Source organism: Bradyrhizobium agreste, from assembly GCF_016031625.1.
GTDB lineage: Bacteria > Pseudomonadota > Alphaproteobacteria > Rhizobiales > Xanthobacteraceae > Bradyrhizobium > Bradyrhizobium agreste.
Window position 1 is genome coordinate 14945 of sequence record NZ_JACCHP010000029.1, and the last position, 26438, is coordinate 41382.

The following is a 26438-nucleotide window of genomic DNA, read 5'->3' on the forward strand; positions in this document are numbered from 1 at the left end:
CCTGTTTTGCCCGACAAGTCAAAGCGCACAGGCGAATCATGCAAGTCCAAGGTTTTCAATGACTTGGCTACTGTGCATGGGGTTGTTTTCGCATTCTTGTTTTGCCGTGCCCGAAGCGGCGAAACAAATCAGCCGCGCACGCGCCGGATCATCTGCTCGACATGGGCGATCGGCGTTTCCGGCTGGATGCCGTGGCCGAGGTTGAAGATCAGCCGCCCGGCAGCAAAATTCGCCAGCACGTTGTCGACGGCGCGGTCGAGCGCGGCGCCGCCCGTGATCAGCACCAGCGGATCGAGATTGCCCTGCACCGCGACCCTGCTCTGCACCCGCTCGCGGATGAAGGCCGGCTCCGCGGTCCAGTCGATGCTGACCGCATCGACGCCGGTTGCCTCGACATAGGCCGGCAGCAGCGCGCCGGCGCCGCGTGGGAAGCCGATGATCTTCGCGTCCGGCACCTTGGCTCTTACGCCCTCCACGATGCGCCGCGTCGGCTCGACCGACCAGCGCGCGAACTCGGTCGGCGGCAGCACGCCGGCCCAGGTGTCGAAGATCTGCAGCGCGTCGGCGCCGGCGGCGAGCTGTGCCAGCAGATATTGAACCGAGTTGTCGACCAGCACGTCGATGATCTCTGAGAAAGCTTCGGGATGCCGGTAGGCCATCATCCGGGCCGGCGCCTGGTCCGGCGTGCCGTGGCCCGCGACCATGTAGGTCGCCACCGTCCAGGGCGCGCCGCAGAAGCCGATCAGCGCGACCTTGGGATCGAGCGCGCCGCGCACGATCTTCAGTGCCTCGAACACCGGCTCGAGCTTGCCGAAATCGGCGCGCGGCGCCAGCGTCGCCACCTTGGCCGGATCGTCCAGCGGCTCGAGCCGCGGGCCTTCGCCGGCTTCGAACCGGACCGAGCGTCCGAGCGCATAGGGGATCACCAGGATGTCCGAGAAGATGATCGCAGCATTGAAGCCGAACCTTCGGATCGGCTGCAGCGTCACCTCGGCGGCAAGCTCCGGGTTGAAGCAGAGATCGAGGAAGCCGCCCGCCTTGGCGCGCGCCTCGCGATATTCGGGCAGGTAGCGGCCGGCCTGGCGCATCATCCACATGGGCGGGACGGTCTGTCGCTGGCCGGAGAGGACGTCGATGAAGGGTTTCGTCGAAGACTGGGGCACGAATGGTCCTGAAGCGGGTTGTGCCTCCTGATACACCGCCGCGGCCCTCAGCGGAACAGGGGAACCTGGGAGATCGGGCCGCGTTGACCGGCCAATGGAGGAGATCATGGCTGAGAGATTCAACCCCGCGCCGCACGACAAGCACGCCGAAGATCTGCGCGAGGCGCTCGCTGCCGATCGGCAATCCAAGCTCGACGACGGGCTGAGGGACACGTTCCCAGCTTCCGATCCCGTGAGTGCGGCGCAGCCGACGCCATCGAAGGCGGATGCCGACGCCGAGCATCCTTCGCTCTGGGCCAAGGTTAAGGCCATCTTCAGCTAGCGGCGCCGGGCGCGCCGGATTCCGATAGGCCTGCTAATGTCTTGTTAGCGATGCGCCGATCGCGGCGTCCGTAAGACTACTGGAAAGGGCGGAAACCGCCGCGTCGTCCGGTAGCGATTTCAGAATTAAATAACAGAAGCGGCAGAGTTTCCGAGCGATCGGAGGACCCTGCCGCATGAGCGCGACCCAACGAGCTGGATGGAGCCGCCTGCCACTGCGCGCGGCGGCTTTCGTCGCGCTGACCTGCGCGACCATTCTCGGCATCAGCGGTTGGCGTGAATGGACGGCCCGCGATGCGGTGCTCAAGGGCGCCGAGATGGAGATGGCGAACGTCGCCCGGTCGCTGACCCAGCATGCCGAAGACAGCCTCGATCTCCTGGATTCCGGCGTCGTCGGCGTCGTCAGCCGCTTGGAGATGGACGGCACCGCACCGGTCACGATCGCGAAGCTGCGCACCTTGCTGGACGCGCGCAAGAAGGCGATCGCGCGCATTCACAGCCTCGCCATCATCGACGATCAGGGCAATTGGCTGACCTCACCCGGTACGATCGGCACAACCTTCAGCGACGATTCCTTCTTCCGACATCACCAGCTCTCGCCGAAGCGCGAGGCCCATGTCGGCCGTCCCGTGAAGAGCCTGCTGGACGGCGAATGGGTCGTGACCCTGTCACGCCGCTTCAGCAAGCAGGACGGCAGCTTCGGCGGCGTGGTGCTCGCGACCATCAGCTCCCGATATCTTGCGCACTTCTACGAGCAGTTCGAAATCGGCCGCAACAGCGCCGTGGCGCTGCTGCACGCCGACGGCCTGATCATCGCGCGCAATCCCAGCAACGAGACATTCGTCGGTCGCAGCGTCGCCGACAAGCCGTTGTTCCGCGAGCCAAGCCTGCAACGGCCGAGCGGCGCCTATCATTTCACCTCGCCGCTGGACGGCGCCGACCGCGTCAGCTTCTTCAATCGCAGCAGCCGCTTCCCGCTCCTCCTGCTCGCCACCGTCGACAAGGACGAGTTGCTCGCGCCCTGGCGTGCGGCGGCAATCTCCCGCATGCTCTACGTGCTCGCGCTGGTGATGCTGATCGCGTTCATCGGCGGCGTGCTGGTGCGGCAGTTGCAGCGCGGCCAGCGCATGGCCGTCGCGCTGGCCGAGACGGAGGCGCATTTCCGCCTGCTCGCCGAAGGCTCCAGCGACATGGTGACCCGTATCGGGCTCGACGAGCGGCTGCGCTATGTCTCGCCCTCGTCGGTCCGCGTGGTCGGCTGGCGCCCCAATCAGCTGATCGGTTCGCCGGCCCTTGCGGGTATCAATCCGGAGGACCTGCCGGAGGTCCAGGCGATCGTCGACGCCATGAAGCGCGGCGAGACGGAGGAGGCGCGTCTCACCTACCGCAACCGGCACCGGCAGAACGGCGAGATCTGGCTCGAATCGACCATGCGGGTGACGCGCAAGGACGATGGCCGCGTCGACGGCGTGGTCGCGATCTCCCGCGACATCACCGAGCACAAAAAGCTGGAAACCAGACTCGAAACGCTGGCGATCGAGGACAGCCTCACCGGCCTTGCCAATCGCCGTCACTTCGACGAGCGCCTGAAGGAGGAATGGGCACGCGCCTATCGCGACCGCTCCAGCCTTGCTTTGCTGATGATCGATGTCGACCACTTCAAGGCTTATAACGATGAATACGGCCATCCCGCGGGCGATGCGTGCCTGCGCCTGATCGCCAAGATCATCGCAGCCGAAGCGCAGCGCGCCGGCGATCTGGCGGCGCGTTATGGCGGCGAGGAATTCGCCATGCTGTTGCCGAACATCGACGCCGCCGGCTGCGCCCGGGTCGGCGAACGAATCCGTAACGCCATTCACGAGGCCGGCCTCGCTCATGGCAGCAACCCGGCGGCCGGATGCGTCACTGCCTCGCTTGGCGGCGCAGCCTGCCGGCCGGTGTTCGAACGAACAGCGGGGGTCGCTGCGCTGGTCGAAGCTTCCGACCGGGCGCTCTACGCCGCGAAGGCCGCAGGCCGCAATCGCCTGGTGATGTCGGGCGAGGTCATGGACCTGCTGCCCAAGGCATCCGGCCAATGACACCGCTCAATAATGCGGCGGAGGCTCGTTGGCCGGCCCCGGCGCATTTGCCTCGGCCTCCTGCAGCCGAGCATTGAGCTCGGTGATCTGCCGCGTCAGCCTGTCGATCTGCTTCCACTGCGCGGTGATGGTCTGGTTCAACGTCTCGATCGTGTCGTCCTGATAGGCGAGGCGCGTCTCCAGCGTGTCGATGCGCTCGCTCAGCGTCTTGATCTCATTCGTCACGCGTTACGTCCTTGTTTCGCTCGCGCAAACCGTGGCCGAGCGCCACGCGCTCGTCGAACACGAAGCATTCGCCGCGCCAGCGGCTCTCCGCCTCCGGCACCTCCTCCAGATATCTCAGGATGCCGCCCTTGAGGTGATAGACCTCGGCAAAGCCGCGTGCGAGCAGATGCGCGCTCGCCTTCTCGCAGCGAATGCCGCCGGTGCAGAACATCGCGATCCTGCGGTGCCGTGCCGGATCAAGCCGCTCGGCGGCAAAGTCCTTGAACTGGCCGAAGCTCTTGATGCCGGGATCGAGCGCGCCCTCGAACGTCCCCATCGCGACCTCGAAGGCGTTGCGGGTGTCGAGCACGAGCGTGTCGGGTGCTGCGATCAGCGCGTTCCATTCGCGCGCATCGACATAGGTGCCGACCTTACGCGTCGGATCGGCGGCCGCATCGCCCAGCGTGACGATCTCCTTCTTCAGACGCACCTTCAGCCGTCCGAACGGCATCGCCTCCGCAGTGGAGAATTTCAATTCGAGATTGTTCAGCCTGCCCCCGAACATGTCGCCGTGTGCGAGCTCATGAGCGAAGGCGTCGATCGCCTCCGGTGCCCCGGCGACCGTACCGTTGATGCCTTCCTGCGCCAGCAACACGCTGCCCTTCAGTCCAAGGCCGGCGCAGCAGGCGCGCAGCGGCTCGCGCAGCTCGCGGTAATCGGGGAGGGCGACGAATTGATAGAAGGCGCAGACCTTGTAAGCCGTATTCATGGCGCTCGTTTAGCAGGCGGCCCGCGCCCGGAAAACCCGCATCGCAAAGGCCTGTAAAAAGTCCATACGCCCAGCGGATGGCAGCCATTTTCCTGGTATGCCAGCATTGCCCCGCGGGGCGGGAATGTGTCATGTAGACGCGGTTTTTCGAGAGGGCGCGCCAATCGCGCCGACGGCCAAGAGAGCAAGACATTCGATGAGAAACTTCCATTTCCCCGGCAGGTCCACGGTCCACGCCACCAACGCGATGGTTGCGACCTCGCATCCGCAGGCCTCGCTCGCCGCGATCGAGGTGCTGCGCGAGGGCGGCACCGCGGTGGACGCCGCCGTTGCCGGCTCTGCCTTGCTTGGCGTGATCGAGCCGCAATCGACCGGCATCGGCGGCGATTGCTTTGCGCTGATCCAGCCGCGGGGCGAGGGCAAGATCGTCGCCTATAACGGCTCCGGCCGCGCGCCGAAGGCGGCGAATGCCGACTGGTATCTCGAACGCAAGATCAACTCGGTGCCGCTCACCTCGGCACACGCGGTCTCGATTCCCGGCGTGATCGATGCCTTCGCCACCGTGCTGCGCGATCACGGCAAGTTCGGCTTCGACCGGCTGCTCCAGCCCGCGATCAAGGCGGCCGAGGAAGGCTATGTCGTCGCGCCCCGCATCGCCTTCGATTGGAAGAACCAGTTCGAGAAGCTGAAGGCTGGCACCAACACTGTGCGGTATTTGTTGCCGGGCGGCCAGCCGCCGGTCGCCGGCGACGTCATTCGCCAGGTCGAGCTCGGCAAGACGCTGCGCGCGATCGCCAAGGACGGCCGCGACGCCTTCTACAAGGGCGAGATCGCGGAGGACATGGTCGAGACCCTCAGGGGCATTGGCGGCCTGCACACGCTCGACGATTTCGCCGCACACACGACCGAAGTGACCACGCCGATCGGCACCATGTACAAGGGCTATGACGTCTGGCAGTGCCCGCCGAACGGCCCGGGCGTCACCGCGCTCTTGATGCTCAACATCCTGTCGCGCTTCGATCTGACCAAGTACGCGCCCGTCAGCATCGAGCGCTTCCATCTCGAAGCGGAAGCGGCACGCATCGCCTACATGAACCGCGAGATGCATGTCGCCTCGCCCGAGCACATGAAGATCAACGTCGCCGAGATGCTCGAGAAGGGCTTTGCCGACGAGTACATCAAGAAGATCCGCATGGACGGCATGCTCGACCTGCCGAACGTGGCGCCGCCGATGAATCCCTCGACCATCTACATCACGGTCGTGGACAAGGACCGCAACGTCTGCTCGTTCATCAACTCGGTTGCGCATTCCTTCGGCTCGGCGATCGTCTCGAACAAGACCGGTGTCTTGTTCCAGAATCGCGCCGGCGGTTTCCGCATCCAGCCGGGCCATCCCAATTGCATCGAAGGCGGCAAGCGTCCGCTGCACACGATCATGCCGGGCCTGCTCACCAAGGGCGGCCGTTCCACGATGTCGTACGCGGTGATGGGCGGCCAGTACCAGCCGACCGGCCAGACTCATCTCCTGACCAACATCCTCGACTACGGCTGCGACGTGCAGGAGGCGATCGACATGCCGCGCGGCCTGCACTACGAGGGCCAGTATCAGCTCGAGGACAGCGTGCCGGCCGCAATCGTCGAAGGCCTGAAGAAGCTCGGTCACAAGACCACCAGCGTGGTCGGCCCGCTCGGCGGCGCCCAGGCGATCTGGATCGATTGGGACAAGGGCACGCTCACCGGCGGCTCCGATCCGCGCAAGGACGGCTGCGCGCTGGGTTATTGATCGCCCGCGCAGTTCCCCGCGCGAGATCAGGAAAAGTTGACGAAGCGCGGCGCGGCATTTGCTGCGCCGCCCTTCTCTCATTCGGAACTGCGCTCATCGCTCGAGGTTAAGGGGCGATGAGCGGTGCAGGCGTGCGCTGCTTTTGCAGATCAGCGGCGGAGTCCTGCCATGCCCGACAAACCAGGTTCCAGATCATCCGGATTCGACCGACGCGCTTTCATGGCCGGCGCGGCTGGCAGCGCGCTGATCCCGATAACGGCGCGCGCGGCGTCGGAGGATGCGCGGGCGCCAGCGGCGCAGGATCCGTCGCTTCCCGTCGAGGTCACGCTGCGCGTCAACGGCAAGGACAAGCGCCTGAGCATCGATGCGCGCACCACCGTGCTCGATGCCTTGCGCGAACATCTCAAGCTCACCGGCAGCAAGAAGGGCTGCGACCACGGCCAGTGCGGCGCCTGCACGGTGCTGATCGACGATCGCCGCGTGGTGTCTTGCCTGACGCTGGCACTCGCCGCCGAGGGGCAGGAGATCACGACGGTCGAGGGCCTCGCCACCGACGACCGCCTGCATCCGATGCAGCAGGCCTTCATCGACAACGATGCGTTCCAGTGCGGCTATTGCACGCCCGGCCAGATCATGTCGGCGATCGCGTGCGTGAAGGAGGGTCATGCCGGCAGCGAGGCCGACATCCGCGAATATATGAGCGGCAATATCTGCCGCTGCGCCGCCTATCCCAACATCGTCGCCGCCGTGAAGCAGGCCGCGCCCGAGATCATGAAAGGCTAGGCGCATGCGACCGTTTTCGTATCAAAGGGCAACAGATCCAGGTATGGCCGTGCAGGCGCTCGGCGGCGCAGCGGCCGCCAACGAGCCGCTGACGAAGGCGGCCGCGCAGCCGCTTGCCGGCGGCACCACGCTGATCGATCTGATGAAGCTCGACGTGATGCGGCCCACCGCAATCGTCGATATCGGTCCGCTGGCCCACGCCTGGTCGGCGATCGCGCCAGGTGGCGATGGCTTGCGCCTCGGGGCGCTCGCAAAGATGTCCGACGTCGCCGCGCACGCCGAGATCCAGCGCAGCTATCCGGTGATCGCGGATTCGCTGAAGCTCGCCGCAAGCGCCCAGCTGCGCAACATGGCAACGCTCGGCGGCAACGTGATGCAGCGGACGCGCTGCAACTACTTCCGCGATGTCTCCTATGAGAACTGCAACAAGCGCAATCCCGGCTCCGGCTGTGCCGCAATGGATGGCGTCAACCGCATGCATGCGGTGCTCGGGACCTCCGATCAGTGCATCGCGACCTATCCCGGCGATTTCGCGCAGGCGCTGATCGCGCTCGATGCAATGGTCGAGATCACCGGCAAGGCCGGTACGCGCAGCATGCCGTTCGCGCAGCTTCACAAGGCGCCGGGCAGCACGCCCGATATCGAGACCGTGCTTCAGCCCGGCGAGCTGATCTCGGCGTTCTCTATACAGGGCCGCTGGCCACGGTCGGTGTATCTGAAGGCCCGCGACCGGCAATCCTACGAATTCGCGCTGTCGTCGGCTGCGATCGCGCTCGACGTCCAGGACGGCACGATCAGGGACGCCCGCGTCGCGCTCGGCGGCGTCGCCACCGTGCCCTGGCGTGCGCGTGAGGCCGAGGCGCTGTTGAAGGGACAGAAGTTCGATGACGGCCTTGCGCAACGTGTTGCCGATGCAGCGTTTGCGGAGGCCAAGGGCCGCCGGCACAACAGCTTCAAGATCGCGCTTGGCAAGCGCGTCGTGGCACGTGCGCTCCAGCAGGCCGTAACGATGGAGATCTGATCATGACCGCTGCAGCTCCCGCGCCGAAGACGAATATGGGGCAGCCCGTGCCGCGCTATGATGCGGCGGCAAAGGTCACGGGGAAGGCGACCTATGCCTCGGACATGCCGCTGGACAATCCGGCCCACGCGTTCCTGGTCACCAGCGCCATCGCCAAGGGCCGCATCGACCGCTTCGAGCTCGACGATGCCAAGCGCGTCCGCGGCGTGATCGACATCGTCACGCACGAGAACGCCCCGAAGCTGAAGGAGTCGAAACTGTTCAGCAATGGCGGTTATGCCGGCACCACGATTCAGCCGCTGAAATCGGCCGAGATCACCCATGATGGTCAGATCATCGCCGTGGTGTTGGCGGAGAGTTACGAGGCCGCGCGCGAAGCCGCCAACCGCGTCAAGGTCAGCTATACCGCCGCTGCGCCCAGCGCGACCTTCGATTCGCCGGGGACGACGGCAGCCGCCGCGAAAGGACAAAATTCGCAGTTCAAGGAAGACCCTAAGGTCGGTGATTTCGCCAAGGCGTTCGACGCGGCCGAGGTCAAGCTGAGCGTTTCTTATGAAACGCCGACGCAGCATCACAACCCGATGGAGCTGTTCACGACCAGCTGCGCCTGGATGGGCGACAATCTCGTCATCTACGAGGGCAGCCAGTATGTCTATGGCCTGAAGAACGGCGTGGCCGAGCAGCTCGGCATCGACGCCGACAAGGTGCGCGTGGTCAATCCCTATGTCGGCGGCGGATTCGGCTCGCGCGGCTCGATGACGCCGCGCACCGCCATCATCGCCGCCATTGCCAGACGCCTGAACCGTCCGATCAAGCTGGTCCCGACCCGCGACCAGGGCTTTACCATCGCGACCTACCGCGCCGAGACGCGGCATGAGATCAGGCTCGGTGCGAGCCGGGACGGCAAGCTGGTCGCTTTGAGGCATGAGGGGGCCGAAGTCTCCTCGCGCCCCGATGCCTATTGCGTTGGTGGCACCAAGACCACGACGCGGCTCTATGCCTGTCCGAACGTCGACAGCCTGGTGTCGATCGTGCGTGCCGATCGCAACACGCCCGGCTTCATGCGCTCGCCCCCCGAGGTGCCGTATCTGTTCGCGCTGGAGAGCGCGCTGGACGAGCTCGCGGTGAAACTGAACATGGATCCGGTCGAGCTTCGCCGTATCAACGACGCCACCAGGGATCCGATCGATGGCAAGCCCTACACGTCGCGATCGCTCATGGCGTGCTTCGACGAAGCCGCCAAAGCGTTTGGCTGGTCGCAGCGCTCGCCACAGCCGAAATCGATGTCCGACGGCGACTGGTTGATCGGCTACGGCTGCGCCGCCACTTGCTATCCGACGCAGATGGCGCCGTCGGCCGCGCGCGTGCGCCTGCAGCGCGACGGCCGAACTCGGGTCGAGATCGCCGGCCATGAGATCGGGACCGGCGCCTACACCGTCATAGCCCAGACTGCGGCCGAGCGGCTCGGCGTGTCATTGGAGAAAGTTGCAGTCTTCATGGGCGACAGCGACCTGCCGCCCGCGCCGGTTGCCGGCGGCTCCAATTCCACCGCCAGCACCTGCTCGGCCGTGATGATGGTGTGCGATCAGATCCGACACCGCCTGTTCAAGGCGCTCATGCCCAGCGACAGCCTTGCCGACAAGGCCAAGGAGACCGTCGGCATCAGCCCGGCACCGTCGACCCAGGCGGCGAAGGGCGATCGTCGGCTCGACATCGAGAAGGCGTTCGATGCGCTCGGCGTCGGCGTGGTCGAAGAATATGGCGAGTGGAAGCCGGAGGGCGCGCCGCTGGATTCCTTCCGCGCCATGCACAATGGGCAGGTCCGGCTGGTCGGCGGCCATCAAATGAAGGACCAGATCGCCTATGCCTTCGGCGCCGAGTTCGTCGAAATCCGCGTCAATCGCTTCACTCACGAGATCCGCTGCCCCCGCCTGGTCGGCGCGTTCGCGGCAGGCAGGATCATGAATCCGCGCACCGCGCGCAGCCAGCTCATGGGTGGCCTGATCTGGGGCATGTCCTCGGCGCTGCTCGAGGCCACCGAGATCGACGAGCGCAATGCGCGCTACGTCAACGACAATCTTGCCGACTATCTCGTGCCCGTGAATGCCGATGTGCCCGGCGTCGAGGTGATCATGCTGTCCGAGCAGGACGATCACATCAACCCGGTCGGCGCAAAGGGCCTCGGCGAGCTTGCCAATGTCGGCACTAATGCGGCGATCTGCAATGCGATCCATCACGCCACCGGCCAGCGCATCCGCAAGCTGCCGGTGCGGCTGGAAAACATCGAGCTCTAAAGGGGGTGGAAACGGCGGCCGCCTTGGGTTAGACACCTCCCGCCTCAAACGGAACGTGCTTTATGCAGCGTTTCCAGCGCGCGCTCCTCGCTCTAATGTCGGCACTCGCGATCACCGTGATCGCCGGCGTGTCGCATTTCGTTTCCACCACGGCCTCGGCCCAGACCGCAGGAAAGACCATGACGACAGCTTCAGGCTTGCAGATCATCGATTCCACCGTCGGCACCGGCGCCTCGCCGCAGCCTGGTCAGATCTGCGTGATGCAGTATACCGGCTGGCTCTATGAGAACGGCCAGAAGGGCAAGAAATTCGACTCCTCCGTCGACCGCAAGGAGCCGTTCGAGTTTCCGATCGGCAAGGGCCGCGTCATCGCCGGCTGGGACGAGGGCGTTGCCTCGATGAAGGTCGGCGGCAAGCGTACGCTGATCATCCCGCCGCAGCTCGGCTACGGCGCCCGCGGCGCCGGCGGCGTGATCCCGCCGAACGCGACGCTGATGTTCGACGTGGAATTGCTCGCGGTGAAGTGACCGAAGGTCATTCCGGGGCGATGCGCGAGCATCGAACCCGGAATCTCGAGATTCCGGGTTCGCTTCGCGCCCCGGAATGACGGTACAAACAAAACGACCGGCCTCTCGGCCGGCCGCGCACGGAACCAACAGAAAGCAAGTCCCATGACCGGCCACGACCATTCGCATTCCCACCACGACCATGGTCATGACCATGATGATCGGTGGAAACATGACGGCGTGCGCGTCATTCCCGGCAATCAGCTCGATACCAACGTGCCGTCGACGGTAGGCATGGACCGCGCGGCCGCGATCAATTTTGCCCGCGTCGGCGCGCAGAAATTGTGGGCGGGCACCGTCAGCATCAAGCCCGATGCCAAGACCGGCGCACATCACCACGGTCATCTCGAAAGCGTCATCTATGTCGTGAAGGGCAAGGCGCGGATGCGCTGGGGCGAGAAGCTGCAATTCACCGCGGAAGCCGGCCCTGGCGATTTCATTTTTGTCCCGCCCTACGTGCCCCACCAGGAGATCAACGCCAGCCCGGACGAGGTGCTGGAATGCGTGCTGGTGCGCAGCGACGGCGAGGCGGTGGCGATCAACCTCGACATCGAACCGGTCGAGAAGCCCGAGACCGTGCTGTGGATCGACCCGGTGCACCGGGATCCCAACGAGAAGAAGTAAGGCTCTTCAGGAGGCGCGGGGGGGGGGGATGCGACGGACCCCCGTGGATCGGGGTCCAAAAAATTGTCGGAAGCGGTGTCGGATGGCAGCTCGGTCGTCCGTCCTTGGGCAGAACCCGCCAAGGAGCTTCCGATGCCCAAGATGATCTTCGTCAGCTTGCCGGTGACCGACCTGAGGCGCGCGACCGCCTTCTACGAGGCCGTCGGCGCGGTCAAGAATCCGCAATTCTGCGACGACACGGCGTCCTGCATGGCCTTTTCCGAGGCCATCTACGTCATGCTCACGACGCACGACAAATTTCGCCAGTTCACGCCGAAGCCGATTGCGGATGCCAGGACCTCGAACCAGGTGCTGCTCTGCCTGTCCGCGGACAGCCGTGACGACGTTGACGACATCGTCGGCAAGGCCGAGGCGGCCGGCGGCGTGGCCGATCCCGGCCCCAAGGACGAATACAGCTTCATGTACGGCCGCAGCTTCGAGGATCCGGATGGCCACATGTGGGGCGTGAACTGGATGGATCTTTCGGCCGCCCCTCTGCAGCCCGACCTGGCGAGCGTCTGATTGGCGAACGCCTGAGCCGAAACCACGTAGACCTGAAGAGGATCATTCACCATGTCCAAGCTCGTGCCCTGCATGTGGTTCGACGGCGATGCCGAGGACGCTGCAAAATTCTACGTCTCGCTGGTCCCGAATTCAGCGATCACGCACGTTCAGCGCAACGTTGCGGACGGCCCGTCCGGTAAGGAAGGCTCCGTGCTCGTCGTCGAGTTCACCGTGGCCGGACAGCCGCTGGTCGCGCTCAACGGCGGCATGAAGATGGAATACACCCACGCGATCTCCCTGATGATCCATTGCGACGACCAGGCAGAGGTCGACAGCGTCTGGAAGGCGTTCCTCGCCAATGGCGGCCACGAGGAGCGGTGCGGCTGGTTGAGGGATCGCTGGGGCGTGGCCTGGCAAATCGTGCCGAAGGTGATGTTCGAGTTCCTGTCGAGCCCGGACAAGGCCGCCGCCGCGCGCGCAATGCAGGCGATGATGAAGATGGTGAAGCTGGACGTTGAAGCCTTGCGTCGTGCGTTCGAGGGCAAGTCGGCGGCGTGAGATCCGAACAGGTGCCGTAGGGTGGGCAAAGGCGCTCTTGCGCCGTGCCCACCATCTGTCTGCAATTGAGAGAGGTGGTGGGCACGCTTCGCTTTGCCCACCCTACGAAATTTTCGCGCTAATAATTGATCCGCAGCCCCACGCCGCCATGGATGGTGTTGCCGACCGGCTGCGGGCCGAGCGTGCCGTTGGCGAAGAGGTCCACGATCCAGCCCTTCTGCACGCGGATGCCGAGCCGGCCGCCATATTCGAACCAGCCCTGGTTGCCCATGGTCGGCACCACCGTGCCCTGGCCGGTCACGGTGGCGACGATGCCGCTGTAGCTGGCGAAGGACTGCACCCAGCCGCCATTGATGTTGGTCTCGATGTTGCTGCCGAACAGATGCGTCCACTGGCCGCCGATCTTGACGAGACTGGTGCGATCGGTGCCGGCAGCGATGCTGGCGTCGAACGGATTGAACGTCACCGCGCTGTCGCGATAGCCGGAGACGCGTTGCCAGAGCTGCCAGACCTCGATCGAGGCCGCGACCTCGTCGCGCGGCGAGAGGCGGCTCATCCAGCCGGCGCGGCCGTAAACGGCGTAGTTGGACGCGTTGGTCGAGCTCGTCACGCTCACCGGGCCAAGGCTGGTGTCGTAGCTGCGCGTGTAGCGCGCCTTCTCCCACGGCGTCAGGATCGCGCCGACGTCGAAGAACGGGCGCGACGAGCCCCAGTCGATGAAGTCGTAGCGCAGCGCGAAAGCGCCGATCGGTGCGCTCGTGATCTTGTAGCCGCCCTCGTTGTAATGCGTGTAGGCAATGCCGGCGAGCAGCGACAGATTGTTGGTCAGCTCCTTGCGGCCATGGATGCCGGCCGAGAACGAGCCGGCCGAGCCGAATGCGCTGATGCAGTCGCTGCAATTGATTTGCTCGTTCACGCCGAGCAGCACCGTGCCGAGCACCCGGTTGGTGATCATCTGGTTGAAGCGCTGACCTGCGAGACCGCCGATCGAGTTGCCGCTGGAATCCGCGCCGGTCGGTGTCGGGCTCGGCGACGGATACGGGCTGGGCGAGGGCGACGGATAGGGGCTCGGCGAAGGGGACGGGGTGGGTGACGGAGAATATGTCGGTGTCGGTGACGGCGAATAGGTCGGCGTTGGCGACGGCGAATAGGTCGGGTAGGGGGTCGGCTCGCCGCATTCGATTTCGCAGGCCGCCTGGGCCGCCGCTTGACGACCATTGAGCGCGACAAACGCAAGCGCAGCGGCCACGGTCAGCAGGCCGGTGAGGGAAAGCCGGACGTTGAAGTTCGCCATCGTCAGCGCCCGCACAGCATGGCGTCGTCCTGGACGGCAGGCGTGATGGTCGGCGAGGCGCCGGCGTACTGGTTGACCGCGCACAACCCGGCGCTCGCGGCGCAGTTTGCGGCGAAGGTCCAGGGCGGCGTGTTGGTCTTGGTGATGCTCACCTTGCCGCCGGTCGAGGTGATGATGGCGGTGTCGCCGGGCTGGGTGAGCTGCACGCACTGGCCGCTCCTCGTGCAGACGCTGGCCGCGCCGTCCTGAAGCGCGACGACGGAGCGCCCGCGCTGCGAGAGAATGTCGAGCGTGGTGCCGCGCACGCCGATGGTGGCGAGCGGCGTCGTGATCTTGTAAGCGGCCTTGTCGGAGTGTCCGGTGACGAAGCGGAAGGCGCCGGTGGTCATGCGGATCGCGACGTCACGATAGCTGTGCTCGTCGTTGAAGACCGTGCGGTCGAGCTTCAGCGTGGCGCTCGGCCCGAGCGACAGATTGGTGCTGTCGGCCATCACGAAACGCGCCGCGCTGTCGGCGCCGGTCCGCACGGTCTCGTCGCGCAGCATGCTGTCGCCGACATTGATCGGCGTCGTGGTCGCGGCGACGCGCACCACTTCGTTCTGGATGACGACAGCCTGGCCGACACGGGTCTGCGCTTCGGCGCCGGATGTCGCGCAGATCGCGGCCGTGAGCAATGTGGAGAAAAGCCAAAAACGCAAATTCATTTCGCAACCGATCGATGTGTCCCTGATCGTACCGGATCGCGCGCGCTTGTGATGTGGCGGAATTATCACAAGCGGCGCGGGACGTGCGTCATGCTTAGTGACAGTTGCGGCAGAATGCGTTCAATGACGGGAAGCAGTTTATTTTTCCCCGCGGTGAAGCCAATTTGCCACGCAAGACAGCCCCACAAAAGATGCTCGAATTGCCCGCGGTTCCGGAGGTGACGCGGAGCGCAGTGATTGCTGTCGCGATCTTCCTGATCGCGCATCTGGCGCTGTTGATCGGCGTCACCACGCCGGAAAAATTTGTGTTCGACGAGGTGCATTACGTGCCGGCGGCGCGCCAGATGCTGGCGCCCGCGATGTCGCAGCCGATGCTCAATCCGATGCATCCGCCGCTGGCCAAGGAGCTGATCGCGGCATCGATCGCAACGTTCGGCGACAACGCGCTCGGCTGGCGTTATCCCGCGACCTTGTTCGGCGCGATCGCGATCGTCGCGATCTATCTGTGCGGACTCGCGCTGTTTGCCGCGCAGTCGCCGGCGATCGCCGCCGCGCTGATCGCAGCCTTCAACCAGATGCTGTACGTCCAGGCGCGCATCGCGATGCTGGATATCTTTGCGCTCGGCTTCGGCCTGCTTGCCACCGCCGCTTTCATGCATGGGTTTCGACGCGAGCGGCCGCAAGCGCTGTTCGCGGTGGCGGGCAGCCTGTTCGGCCTTGCGGCCGCGTGTAAATGGAGCGGCCTGTTTCCGCTCGGCGTCTGCATCGGCGTCGTTGCGCTGATCCGCCTGATGCAGGGGTGGCACACGCTGTTCGCCGATGCGAAGCCGGACGACTGGTATCGGCCGGAGCTTTGGCCCGGCCTGAAGCTGCATCATGTCGCGCTCTGCTTCGCCATCCTGCCGGCGATAGCTTATCTCGCCACCTTCGTGCCGCTCTACGGCCTGTCGCTGCCGGACTTGATCGAGGCGCAGCGGCGGATCTTTGCCGACAACACCACGACGGCCATCGCCGGCCACACCTATATGAGCGCATGGCCGTCCTGGCCGCTGCTCGCGCGCCCGGTCTGGTTCCTGTTCGACAAGACCACGGAGGACCACATCGCGGCGATCGTCTTCCTCGGCAATCCCCTCGTGCTGTGGCCGGCACTGCCTGCACTCGCCATCGTGCTGCGCGATTTCATCGTGGCGCGGCGCTGGGATGCATTCCTGATCGCGGCATTCTATTTCGGTCCCTGGCTCGCCTGGGCGTTGCTGCCGCGCACCCTGGGCTTCATCTACTACTATCTGCCGGCCGCCACCGCAGCGTCGCTGGCACTGGTCTATGTGCTGCGCCGCGAGGGGCTGCCGCGCTGGCTGTTGTGGGCCTATGTCGGTGTCGCGGCGGCCGCCTTTGCGGTGATGCTGCCGATTTCCGCAGCCTTCATCGGCACCTCGATGGCGAGCTTCAACCGGCTGATGCTGTTCCAAAGCTGGATATGATTTCGCCGCCCGCCGGGCTGCGGCAGGCGGCGTGTTTTGCCCGGGAGCCGAGAATTACTTCGCCGCGGTCTTGGTGTCCATGTTCACGACCTGGACGCGGCGGTTGACCGGGGCGGCACCGTTGGCGGCGTCCTTCAGCTTGGTCTTGCCGTAGCCGACGGTGACCAGATCGGCGCCGTTGAGGCCGTAATTCTGCACCAGGTACTTCTTGATGGTGTCGGCGCGCCGCTCGGAGAGCCCTTGATTGTACTCTTCGCCGCCGATCGCGTCGGTGTGGCCGGCGACCACGAAGGTCGAGCCCTTCAACGCCGGATCGGACAGCGCCTTGCCGAGCGCCTGCACCGATGCCACCGACGTCTTGGCGATGTCGGCCGAGTTGTAGTCGAACTGGATCTCCAGGTCGATCTTCGGCTTGGTCGCAGCCAGCTCGGCGATCTGCTCGCGCTCGCCCGTCGAGAGCGAGCGGGTCGAGCGGTTGCGCACGGTATTCAGGAAGGTCGCTTCCTTGGCCTGCGCGGTCGTGTCGGCCTGGGGGCCAACCGACAGGCCGCGGGTCGCCGGCCTCGGCTTCAGCGCATCGACGATCTGGTCGGCGGAGATGTTGTTGTCGCCGGCCAGTGCAAGGCTCGCCGTCATCGACAGGACGGCTGTCAGGGTGATCGCCGTCAGTCCAAAGGACTTATTGAAATGGGTCATCGTGGTATCCTCGCTGTTACGCCTGATGGCGATTTGATGCTGCGAGCCTAGGGCAGGTTCAACGGCGCCAGATGTGATCTTGGTCACATTCGAAACGGCGAGCCGACCTCCCGCTATGTCGGGCTCGAAGCGCCGACCGACGAGAACATCTGGCTGGTCGATCGCCTCACCGGAGTGTCTATCGCTGCTAAGCGGAAGGACGTGGCAAGGCCATGTGCTAACCGGAGGTTGCAACCGGCAGCGTCGGGGAGCGCCCAAAAGCCGCACGCTGAAATGGGGGTACCACTGCAGCGCAGCAACGAAATTGTCTTTTCCCTGCAAACTTGTGGCTGAAGAATGGCTGTCGCGTTGGCCGGCATCAGGCCGGCTTCCTATTCGAGGAGAGACCTTGATGAAGACCCTGTTGCTTGCGACGGCATTCGCCGCACTTGCTCTGTCCCCCGCGTCCGCTGCCAAGATGGCGTGCACCAGTGCAAACATGGCAAAGCTCGTTGCCGGCATGGGCGGTGAAGACACGCCCGGCAAGATGGCGGCGAGGAAGTCGATGGCCGCGGCCAATTCCGAGATGAGCAAGGGCAACATGCGTGGAGCGTGCAAGCACTATATGAGCGCCGAGAAGGCGATGGCGATGAAGTAGGCTTCCGCCTGATCCCACCCGTCATGGCCGCGCTGGCAGCAGATGGCAGCGCGGCTTTTTCGTGTCCCTGCTTTTTGCCTCGCGGCGAATCCCGCTACATTGCGTCTCGCAATGTCCCGCACGCCCAAACCGCTCCCGCTCACCACGACACAGGCCCGGCAGATCTGGCTGCATGCCCAGCGGCTGGCCGATCGCGCTCCGTTCGGCGAAGGCGCACAGGCCGTCTCGGCCGCTGTCGCCCATCTCGGCTATGTGCAGATCGACACCATCAACGTCATCGAGCGTTGCCATCACCACATCCTGTTCAGCCGGATCCCGTCCTACCGGCGCGCCGATCTGCGCCATGCCCAGACCATCGACAAGACCGTGTTCGAGTACTGGACGCACGCGCTCTCCTACGTGCCGGCGAACGACTTCCGCTTCTTCCTGCCGGCGATGCGCAAGCACCGCCGCGAGGGGCACAAATGGTTCGCCTCGGTGAAGCCGGCCGACACGCGCAAGGTGATGCGGCTGCTGCGCGGCGGGCCGCTGACGATCCGGGACATCGACGACGACGTGCTCGTCGAGAAGGAGCATCTGTGGCAGAGCCGCAAGCCGTCGAAGCGGGCGCTGCAGCTCGCCTTCTATACCGGGGCCGTCACCATCAGCGAGCGCCAGGGCATGCTCAAGACCTACGAGCTGACGACGCGTCATTTCGCCTGGGACAGGCTGCCGAAGCCGGCGTCGGCAAGCGAGATCACGGCCTATCTGCTCGACCGCGCGTTGCGCTCGCAGGGTGTGGTGAGCCTCGATTCGGTCTGCCATCTCGATGCGCCCAGCAAGAAGCCGGTCGCGCGCCTGATCGCCTCGCGCGTCCGCCGTGGCGAGCTCGTGCCCGTCGCGATCGAGGGCGCGGGCAAGCAGGAGCACTGGGCCTCGCCCGCAGCGCTTGAACCGCACGAGGTGTCGCCCGATCTCGTCCACATCCTCTCGCCGTTCGATCCCCTGATCATCCAGCGCAAGCGCACCAATCTCATCTTCGGCTACAACCACCTGTTCGAAGCCTATGTGCCGAAAGCCAAGCGCAAGCTCGGCTATTTCGCGCTGCCCGTGCTGGTCGGCGACGAGATCGTCGCCGCGCTCGATCTCAAGACCGACCGGCAGAACAAGAAGCTGTTGATGCAGAAATGGACCTGGGTCGGGCAGGGCAGGAAGACGGCGGGCCGCAAGGAGCTCAAGCGCAAGATTGAGGACGAGCTCGATCGCTTCGAGCGTTTTCAGCTCGCGGAGTGAGAGGCCTTCTGCATCGGCGCCACGGGTCGATCCGGCTGCGCTCCGTGCATTGCTCGCTCCATTGACTCCTTGCCCACGATGCTCAAAACCGGCACTTCAAGCCCTAGAAAAGCAACAACCCGGGGGAAGCCATGAGCCAGACCACCTATGCCGGTTCTGTCGGCGGTGCCAAAAGCGCCAAGAGCGACATCGAAACTTCGACCATCCGCGCCATCTCCTGGCGCCTGATTCCGTTCCTGGCGCTGGCCTACTTTTTCTCCTATCTCGACCGCGTCAATCTCGGCTTCGCCGCGCTGACGATGAATGCCGACCTGAAGTTCACGCCGCTGATCTTCTCCTGGGGCGCGGGCATCTTCTTCATCGGCTACTTCATCTTCGAGGTGCCGAGCAATCTTGCGCTGGAGAAGTTCGGCGCGAGCCGATGGATCGCCCGCATCATGGTGACCTGGGGCATCATCTCGGCGCTGATGGCGGTGGTCAGTGGCGTCACCAGCTTCTACGTCCTGCGCTTCCTGCTCGGCGTCGCCGAGGCCGGCTTCTTCCCCGGCATCATCCTCTATCTCACCTATTGGTATCCGGCCCAATATCGCGCCCGCTTTCTCGCCGCCTTCGCCATCGCGGTTCCGGTCTCGACCGTAATCGGCGCGCCGATCTCGGGCCTGTTGCTCGGGCTCGACGGCATGATGGGGCTGAAGGGCTGGCAGTGGCTGTTCATCATCGAGGGCATCCCCTCGGTGCTGCTCGGCATCGTCACCTGGTTCTATCTCACCGACAAGCCGGAGAAGGCGGACTGGCTCTCGGCCGAGCAGAAGGCCTGGCTGAAAGCCAAGCTCGATTCGGAGATCGCGGCCAAGCAGGCAGTGAAGCATTTCTCGCTCGGCGAGGCGCTGTCTTCACCGAAAGTGATCGCGCTCAGCCTGATCTATTTCGGCTTCGTCGGCGCGCTCTATGGCATGCAGTTCTGGCTGCCGCAGATCGTCAAGGCGTTCGGCCTCACCAACGCCCAGACCGGATTCGTCACCGCGGTTCCCTATCTTTTCGGCACCATCGCCATGATCCTGTGGGCGCGGCATTCGGATGCGAGCCGCGAGCGAGTCATGCATGTCGGCGCGCCGCTGCTGCTCACCGCGATCGCGCTTGGCGTCTCCTCCTATCTCACCGATCCCACGCTGACGATGGTGCTGCTGACGGTGGCTGCGATCGGCGTGTTCTGCTGCTTCGGCGTGTTCTGGACGCTGCCAACCGCCTGGCTCTCCGGCACGGCGGCCGCCGGCGCCATCGCGCTTATCAACTCAATCGGCAATCTCGCCGGGTTCGGCGGGCCCTATCTGATCGGCTGGGTCAAGGAAGCGACGGGGCAGACCTCGACTGGTCTGCTCGTCCTTGCGGTCCTGCCGCTGATCGCGGGCATCCTGGTGTTCGTCGGCGGCCACGACAGCAAGCACGAATTCGCCGAGCGGGGGCGGTAGAACAAGGGCCACCTGGTGGGCACGGCCCGCAGGGTGCGCCTTCCTCCATCCTACAAGGCACCGGCTTGGTGGGCACTTTCGCTGTCCTCCAAGTACACCGCTTGGCCACCCCTCCTAATCCTTACTACCCCTTAACGATCACGCATTCCTGATGACTGACGATTATTGACTTTTATCAGTGAACAGTCGACATTCCTCGCAACTGAGATGCAGGAGTGTCCTTCGATGTTCGTCCGGTCAGTTTTGTCGAGCTATTCCAAGCTTTTGGCAGGAGCTTCGCTCGCCCTGATGGCCGTTTCTCTGGCAGGGTGCAATGATACCGTTGCCGAGAAAGCCGAGCCGCCGCGGCCGGTTCTGGTCGCGACCGCGCATTATGATGCCGAGACACCGGAGCGCAGCTTCGTCGGCACCATCCGTCCCAGGATCGAGAGCGATCTCGGCTTCCGCGTCGCCGGCAAGGTTGCCAAGCGCCTCGTCGAAGTCGGCCAGACCGTCGAGGTCGGCCAGCCGCTCGCCACCCTCGACGAGGTCGACCTGAAGCTCCAGGCCGAGCAGGCCGTTGCCGAACAGACCGCCGCAACCGGCGTGCTGGCCCAGGCCGCCGCCGCCGAGCAGCGCGCCAAGGATCTGAGGGCCAAGGGCTGGACCACCGACGCCCAGATGGACTCGAGCCGCGCTGCCGCCGACGAAGCCCGCGCCCGCCTGAACCGGGCCGAGCGCTCCGTCGAGCTGACCAAGAATTCCCTTTCCTACGCGACGCTCGTTGCCGACGCCCGCGGCGTCGTCACCGCAACGCTGATCGAACCCGGCCAGGTGGTTGCCGCGGGCCAGGCTTCGATCCGTGTCGCCCGCTTTGCCGAGAAGGAAGCGGTCGTCGCGATCCCTGAGACGCTGGTTGGACGCGCCAAGTCGGGCGTCGCCAGCGTCACTCTTTGGTCCGAGCCGGACAGGAAGTATGCGGCCAAGCTGCGCGAGATCGCGCCGACGGCCGATCCCGCCACGCGCACCTATCTGGCAAAATTCTCGCTGCCCGAGGCCGACGACAAGGTCGCGCTCGGCATGACCGCGACGCTGACGCTGTCGGATGCCGCCACCGAGCGCGTCGCCCGGCTGCCGCTGTCGGCGCTGTTCAACGAGGGCGGCAAGCCGTCCTTCTACGTCGTCGACGACAACGGCTCCGTCGTACTGAAGCCGGTGACGGTGAAGTCCTATGAGAGCAACGACGTCGTCATCACCGGCGGCGTCGAAGAGGGTGCCAAGATCGTCGCCCTCGGCGTGCAGAAGCTCGATCCGAGCCAGCGGGTGCGGATCGTGTCGTCACTGAGTTTTTAGTCTTGTCATTCCGGGATGGTCCGAAGGACCAGACCCGGAATCTCGAGATTCCGGGTTCGCCCTGCGGGCGCCCCGGAATGACGAAAGAAGCGAGTTACGTCGTGTGAGGTGAGTTTCGGCCTTTGTCCCTAAGCAAAGGCTGAAGCGGCGAAGCGATCCAGAACCTGCCCAGCCCCCTGGATTGCTTCGCTGCCTCGCGACGAATGTTTGAACAGAGCGGCTGTCGTTGTTTGCAACTGGATCGTCTTTCGGAGAGTGCGATGAAGCGCTTCAACCTTTCGGCCTGGGCCGTCAGCCATCCGACGCTGGTGCTCTTCCTGATGATCGTGCTCGGCGCCGCCGGCTTCTTCTCCTATGCGAAGCTCGGCCGCGCCGAGGATCCGTTCTTCACGGTCAAGACGGTGAACGTTTCCGTGATGTGGCCGGGTGCGACGTCGCAGGAAATGCAGGCCCAGGTTGCCGACCCTATCGAGAAGAAGATCCAGGAGCTGCCCTATTTCGAGAAGGTGCAGACCTATTCCAAGCCCGGCTTCGCCGCGCTCCAGGTCACTTTCCGCGACAACACGCCGCCGAAGGACGTGCCCTATCTCTTCTATCTGCTGCGCAAGAAGCTGGTCGACGTGCAGGGTCAGCTGCCGTCCGGTATCCTCGGGCCCGTCGTGAACGACGAGTTCTCCGACGTCGATTCCATCCTCTACATGATGACGGGTGACGGGGCCGACTATGCCCAGCTCAAGAAGGTCTCCGAAGGCTTCCGTCAGCGCCTGCTCAAGGTGCCTGGCGTCACCAAGGTCGACGTCTACGGCAACCAGGATGAGCGCATCTTCGTCGAGTTCAGCCACGCCAAGCTCGCCACGCTCGGCATCACGCCGCAGGCCCTGTTCGATTCGCTCGCCAAGCAGAACAACGTGACGCCGGCCGGCACGGTCGAGACGTCCTCGCAGCGCGTGCCGCTGCGCGTCACCGGTGCACTCGACGGTGCCAAGGCCGTCGCCGAGACGCCGGTCGAGAGCAACGGCCGCGTGTTCCGTCTCGGCGACATCGCCACGGTCACCCACGGCTTCGTCGATCCGCCGAGTTTCGTCGTGCGCCAGGAAGGCAAGCCCGCCATCGGCATCGGCGTCGTCACCGCCAAGGGCGCCAACATCCTCGAGCTCGGCAAGCAGGTCGAGAAGGCGACGGCCGACTTCATGAAGGCGGTGCCGCAGGGCATCGACGTCAAGCTGATCGCCGACCAGCCCAAGGTGGTCGAGCACGCCGTCGGCGAGTTCGTGCACTCCTTCATGGAAGCGCTCGTCATCGTGCTGTTCGTCTCGTTCCTCGCGCTCGGCTGGCGCACCGGCATCGTTGTCGCGCTGTCGGTGCCCTTGGTGCTCGGCATCGTCTTCGTCGTCATGAACACGATGTCGCTCGACCTGCACCGCATCACGCTCGGCGCGCTGATCATCGCGCTCGGCCTGCTCGTCGACGACGCCATCATCGCGGTCGAGATGATGGTGGTGAAGATGGAGCAGGGCTGGGACCGCATGCGTGCGGCGTCTTTTGCCTGGGAATCTACTGCGTTTCCGATGCTCACGGGAACGCTGGTCACGGCCGCTGGCTTCCTCCCCATCGGCTTTGCCAATTCAGCGGTCGGCGAATATGCCGGCAGCATCTTCTGGATCGTGGCGATCGCGCTGGTCGCCTCCTGGTTCGTGGCGGTGATCTTCACGCCCTATATCGGCGTCAAGCTGCTGCCCGAGATGAAGGCGCACCACAACCACGATCCGCATGCGGTCTACGAGACCCGCATGTACCGCGGCTTGCGTGCCGTCGTGCAATGGTGCGTCAACCACCGCATCACCGTGGTGGCCGCGACCGTCGGCGTCTTCGTCGCTTCGATCGTCGGCTTCGGCCATGTCCAGCAGCAGTTCTTCCCGCTCTCGGAGCGGCCCGAGCTGTTCCTGCAGCTGCGCCTGCCTGAGGGCACCGCCTTCAACGTCACCGAGAAGGCGGTGAAGAAGGCCGAGACGCTGCTCAAGGACGACAAGGACATCGAGACCTATACCGCCTATGTCGGCCAGGGCTCGCCGCGTTTCTGGCTCGGCCTCAACCCGCAGCTTCCGAACGAGGCCTTTGCCGAGATCGTCATCGTCGCCAAGGGCGTCGAGGCGCGCGAGCGCATCAAGGCCAAGATCGAGACCGCGGCTGCCGAGGGCTTCCTGACCGAGGCACGCGTGCGCGTCGACCGCTTCAACTTCGGTCCTCCGGTCGGCTTCCCGGTCCAGTTCCGCGTGATTGGCCCGGACGCCAACAAGGTGCGCGAGATCGCCTACCAGGTCCGCGACGTCATGCGGCAGAACAAGAGCATCAAGGACGTCCAGCTCGACTGGAACGAGCAGTCGCCCTACCTCAAGCTCGTCGTCGACCAGGACCGCGCCCGCGCCATGGGCCTGACCCCGCAGGACGTCTCCCAGGCGCTGGCGATGCTGATCTCGGGCTCGCAGGTCACCACCGTGCGCGACGGCATCGAGAAGGTCGGCGTGGTCGCCCGCGCGATCCCGTCCGAGCGCCTCGACCTCGGCGGCGTCGGCGATCTCACCATCACCTCGCGCAATGGCGTCGCCGTGCCGCTGCAGCAGATCGCTAGAATCGAGTACGCGCACGAGGAGCCGATCATGTGGCGGCGCAACCGCGACATGGCGATCACCGTGCGCTCCGACGTCGTCGACGGCGTGCAGGCACCCGACGTGACCAACCAGATCACGCCGAAGCTGAAGGCGATCAAGGATCACCTTGAACCGGCCTACCGGATCGAGCCGGGCGGCGCGTTCGAGGAGTCCGCCAAGGGTAACGCCTCGATCTTTATCCTCTTCCCGGTGATGGTCATGGTGATGCTGACGCTGCTGATGATCCAGCTGCAGAGCTTCTCGCGCCTGATCCTGGTGTTCCTGACCGCGCCGCTCGGCATCGTCGGTGCCTCGCTCGGCCTCAATGTCGCCAATGCCCCGTTCGGCTTCGTCGCGCTGCTCGGTCTGATCGCGCTCGCCGGTATGATCATGCGCAACACGGTCATCCTGGTCGACCAGATCGAGACCGACGTTTCCCACGGCCTGACCCGGCGCGAGGCGATCGTTGAGGCGACCGTCCGCCGCGCCCGGCCGGTGGTACTGACGGCGCTCGCCGCCATCCTTGCCATGATCCCGCTGTCGCGCTCGGCCTTCTGGGGCCCGATGGCGATCACCATCATGGGCGGCCTGTTCGTCGCGACCTTCCTGACGCTGCTGTACCTGCCGGGCCTCTACGCCCTCTGGTTCCGCAAGAGCCTGGACGAGGCCGGAACGCCCGAGCAGCCTGCCGCGCCGCAGCATGGGAGCGATGACCCGCACACAATTCCGCTTGCCGAAGCGGCTGAATAGATGAGAAGACTGCTGACCAACGAGTCCTGCTGATGGCCCTTGTTTCGGAACATATCGAAGTCGACACCCGGGATCGCATCCTCGAGGTGGCCGAGCGGCTGTTCCGCCAGATCGGCTACCAGAAGACGACCGTCGGCGACATCGCCAAGGAGCTCAGGATGAGCCCCGCCAACGTGTATCGCTTCTTCGAATCGAAGAAGGCGATCCATCAGGCGGTGGCCCGCTCGTTGATGGGCGAGGTCGAGCTGGAGGCGCAGCGGATCGTGGCAAAGCCCGGTCCGGTCAAGGAGCGCTTCCGCGAGCTGCTCACCACCATCAACCGCATGAACACCGAGCGCTATGTCGGCGACAACAAGCTGCATGAGATGGTCGCGATCGCGATGGAGGAGGACTGGGACGTCTGCGTCGCCCATATGGAGTGCATTGCCGGAATGATCGGCCAGATGATCGCGCAAGGCGTCGCCTCCGGGGAGTTCGAGGCGCCGGACCTGCAGCTGGCTGCGCTCTGCTCATGTTCCGCGATGATCCGCTTCTTCCACCCCCAGATGATCGCCCAGTGCGCCACCAAGCCGGGCCCCACCATCGACCAGATGATCGATTTCGTCATCGCGGGTCTGTCGCCGCGCCACTGACGGGGCGGGAAGTTTCTCCTATAACGTCCTTGCCGTCATTCCGGGGCGGTCCGCAGGACCGAACCCGGAATCTCGAGATTCCGGGTTCGCGCTGCGCGCGCCCCGGAATGACGGAGAGCGGAGAAGCAAGCGCGTGACCGACAAAGAGCTATACTTCTACGAGCCCTCCAAGGGCCACGGCCTCAAGCACGATCCCTTCAACGCCATCATCGCGCCGCGGCCGATCGGCTGGATCTCCTCGCGCGACGCCAGGGGACACGTCAACCTCGCGCCCTACAGCTTCTTCAATGCCTTCTGCTACGTGCCGCCGATCATCGGCTTCTCCTCGACCAATTGGAAGGACACGGTCGAGAACATGCAGCAGACCGGCGAGTTCGTCTGGAATCTCACGACGATGGATCTCGCCAAGCGCATGAACGCGACCGCCGCGCATGTCGCCCCCGAGGTCGACGAGTTCGAGGTCGCGGGCCTGACTGCCGTGCCCGGCAAGCTCGTCAACGTGCCGCGGGTGGCCGAGAGCCCGGTCGCCTTCGAGTGCAAGGTGTCCGATATCGTCCGCCTCAAGGGCGCCGATGGCAAGGAGGCCGACGCCTGGCTGACGCTCGGCGAAGTCGTCGCCGTCCACATCGACAAGGCCTTGATCAAGGACGGCGTCTACCAGACCGCCGCCGCCCGCCCCATCGTCCGCGCCGGCCGTCGCGGCGATTATTTCGAGATCAAGCCGGAAAACATGTTCGAGATGGTCCGGCCGGATTAGGCCGGGCCGCCGTTCTCTCCACACGTCATTCCGGGGCGCGCCGTCAGGCGCGAACCCGG

At 65.0% G+C, this 26438-nt stretch carries 24 protein-coding genes; 18 read left to right on the forward strand and 6 right to left on the reverse strand.

Annotated elements, in window-relative coordinates:
• Positions 1–128 precede the first annotated feature (128 nt).
• Positions 129–1163 (reverse strand): uroporphyrinogen decarboxylase, encoded by a 1035-nt coding sequence (gene hemE / locus HZZ13_RS32500; RefSeq protein WP_197963528.1) that lies wholly within the window; start codon positions 1161–1163, stop codon positions 129–131.
• Positions 1164–1269: 106 nt separating this feature from the next.
• On the opposite strand from hemE, the gene HZZ13_RS32505 reads away from it, so the two are divergent.
• Positions 1270–1485: a hypothetical protein gene (locus HZZ13_RS32505; protein WP_197963529.1), complete on the forward strand. Its 216-nt coding sequence runs from the start codon at positions 1270–1272 to the stop codon at positions 1483–1485.
• A 175-nt stretch (positions 1486–1660) separates the two neighbouring features.
• On the forward strand, positions 1661–3562 hold the full coding sequence (locus tag HZZ13_RS32510) for a diguanylate cyclase (protein WP_197963530.1): 1902 nt from the start codon (positions 1661–1663) through the stop codon (positions 3560–3562).
• A 6-nt stretch (positions 3563–3568) separates the two neighbouring features.
• On the opposite strand, the gene HZZ13_RS32515 is transcribed toward HZZ13_RS32510, so the two are convergent.
• Positions 3569–3787 carry a SlyX family protein gene (locus HZZ13_RS32515; protein ID WP_036035310.1) on the reverse strand — a complete coding sequence of 73 codons (219 nt, stop codon included), beginning with the start codon at positions 3785–3787 and terminating at the stop codon, positions 3569–3571.
• On the reverse strand, positions 3777–4535 hold the full coding sequence (trhO, locus tag HZZ13_RS32520; RefSeq protein WP_197963531.1) for an oxygen-dependent tRNA uridine(34) hydroxylase TrhO: 759 nt from the start codon (positions 4533–4535) through the stop codon (positions 3777–3779). Before trhO ends, HZZ13_RS32515 begins: the two co-directional genes overlap by 11 nt.
• A 196-nt stretch (positions 4536–4731) precedes the next feature.
• Here trhO and ggt point away from each other — a divergent pair, with 196 nt between their 5' ends.
• The 8 genes from ggt (at position 4732) to HZZ13_RS32560 (ending at position 12707) form a co-directional block, all read left to right on the forward strand.
• Positions 4732–6318 carry a gamma-glutamyltransferase gene (ggt, locus tag HZZ13_RS32525; RefSeq protein ID WP_197963532.1) on the forward strand — a complete coding sequence of 529 codons (1587 nt, stop codon included), beginning with the start codon at positions 4732–4734 and terminating at the stop codon, positions 6316–6318.
• A 168-nt stretch (positions 6319–6486) separates the two neighbouring features.
• Complete coding sequence (locus HZZ13_RS32530) at positions 6487–7101, forward strand: (2Fe-2S)-binding protein (RefSeq protein WP_246504649.1); 615 nt, start codon at positions 6487–6489, stop codon at positions 7099–7101.
• Positions 7102–7144: 43 nt separating this feature from the next.
• Entirely contained in the window at positions 7145–8122 is a 978-nt protein-coding gene (locus HZZ13_RS32535; RefSeq protein ID WP_246504651.1) for an FAD binding domain-containing protein, read from the forward strand.
• Between the two features lie 2 nt (positions 8123–8124).
• Positions 8125–10416 carry a xanthine dehydrogenase family protein molybdopterin-binding subunit gene (locus HZZ13_RS32540; RefSeq protein WP_197963534.1) on the forward strand — a complete coding sequence of 764 codons (2292 nt, stop codon included), beginning with the start codon at positions 8125–8127 and terminating at the stop codon, positions 10414–10416.
• Between the two features lie 62 nt (positions 10417–10478).
• Positions 10479–10943, forward strand: a complete 465-nt coding sequence (locus HZZ13_RS32545) for an FKBP-type peptidyl-prolyl cis-trans isomerase (RefSeq protein WP_197963535.1) — start codon at positions 10479–10481, stop codon at positions 10941–10943.
• 144 nt (positions 10944–11087) lie between these two features.
• Positions 11088–11606: a cupin domain-containing protein gene (locus tag HZZ13_RS32550; protein WP_197963536.1), complete on the forward strand. Its 519-nt coding sequence runs from the start codon at positions 11088–11090 to the stop codon at positions 11604–11606.
• Between the two features lie 132 nt (positions 11607–11738).
• Positions 11739–12167 (forward strand): VOC family protein, encoded by a 429-nt coding sequence (locus HZZ13_RS32555; RefSeq protein ID WP_197963537.1) that lies wholly within the window; start codon positions 11739–11741, stop codon positions 12165–12167.
• 51 nt (positions 12168–12218) lie between these two features.
• Entirely contained in the window at positions 12219–12707 is a 489-nt protein-coding gene (locus HZZ13_RS32560) for a VOC family protein (protein ID WP_197963538.1), read from the forward strand.
• A gap of 118 nt (positions 12708–12825) precedes the next feature.
• Here HZZ13_RS32560 and HZZ13_RS32565 read toward each other — a convergent pair whose 3' ends face one another.
• Positions 12826–14001 (reverse strand): hypothetical protein, encoded by a 1176-nt coding sequence (locus tag HZZ13_RS32565; protein ID WP_197963539.1) that lies wholly within the window; start codon positions 13999–14001, stop codon positions 12826–12828.
• A 2-nt stretch (positions 14002–14003) separates the two neighbouring features.
• A complete protein-coding gene (locus HZZ13_RS32570; RefSeq protein WP_197963540.1) occupies positions 14004–14705 on the reverse strand; it encodes a FecR family protein in 702 nt (233 codons plus the stop codon).
• A gap of 191 nt (positions 14706–14896) precedes the next feature.
• Here HZZ13_RS32570 and HZZ13_RS32575 point away from each other — a divergent pair, with 191 nt between their 5' ends.
• Positions 14897–16186, forward strand: coding sequence for a phospholipid carrier-dependent glycosyltransferase (locus HZZ13_RS32575; protein WP_246504654.1), 1290 nt, complete (start codon positions 14897–14899; stop codon positions 16184–16186).
• A gap of 54 nt (positions 16187–16240) precedes the next feature.
• On the opposite strand, the gene HZZ13_RS32580 is transcribed toward HZZ13_RS32575, so the two are convergent.
• Entirely contained in the window at positions 16241–16882 is a 642-nt protein-coding gene (locus HZZ13_RS32580) for an OmpA family protein (protein ID WP_197963541.1), read from the reverse strand.
• 391 nt (positions 16883–17273) lie between these two features.
• On the opposite strand from HZZ13_RS32580, the gene HZZ13_RS32585 reads away from it, so the two are divergent.
• From HZZ13_RS32585 to HZZ13_RS32615, 7 genes are all read left to right on the forward strand, one after another.
• Positions 17274–17519 carry a hypothetical protein gene (locus tag HZZ13_RS32585; RefSeq protein WP_197963542.1) on the forward strand — a complete coding sequence of 82 codons (246 nt, stop codon included), beginning with the start codon at positions 17274–17276 and terminating at the stop codon, positions 17517–17519.
• 111 nt (positions 17520–17630) lie between these two features.
• The gene (locus tag HZZ13_RS32590; protein WP_197963543.1) at positions 17631–18791 is read left to right on the forward strand and encodes a winged helix-turn-helix domain-containing protein; all 1161 of its coding nucleotides are present in this window, start codon (positions 17631–17633) and stop codon (positions 18789–18791) included.
• 131 nt (positions 18792–18922) lie between these two features.
• Positions 18923–20260, forward strand: coding sequence for an MFS transporter (locus HZZ13_RS32595; protein ID WP_197963544.1), 1338 nt, complete (start codon positions 18923–18925; stop codon positions 20258–20260).
• Between the two features lie 225 nt (positions 20261–20485).
• Positions 20486–21592, forward strand: a complete 1107-nt coding sequence (locus tag HZZ13_RS32600) for an efflux RND transporter periplasmic adaptor subunit (protein ID WP_197963545.1) — start codon at positions 20486–20488, stop codon at positions 21590–21592.
• A gap of 260 nt (positions 21593–21852) precedes the next feature.
• Positions 21853–24990 carry an efflux RND transporter permease subunit gene (locus tag HZZ13_RS32605; protein WP_197963546.1) on the forward strand — a complete coding sequence of 1046 codons (3138 nt, stop codon included), beginning with the start codon at positions 21853–21855 and terminating at the stop codon, positions 24988–24990.
• Between the two features lie 32 nt (positions 24991–25022).
• A complete protein-coding gene (locus HZZ13_RS32610; protein WP_197963547.1) occupies positions 25023–25622 on the forward strand; it encodes a TetR/AcrR family transcriptional regulator in 600 nt (199 codons plus the stop codon).
• 133 nt (positions 25623–25755) lie between these two features.
• Positions 25756–26379 carry a flavin reductase family protein gene (locus HZZ13_RS32615; RefSeq protein WP_197963548.1) on the forward strand — a complete coding sequence of 208 codons (624 nt, stop codon included), beginning with the start codon at positions 25756–25758 and terminating at the stop codon, positions 26377–26379.
• The last annotated feature ends 59 nt before the right edge of the window (positions 26380–26438 follow it).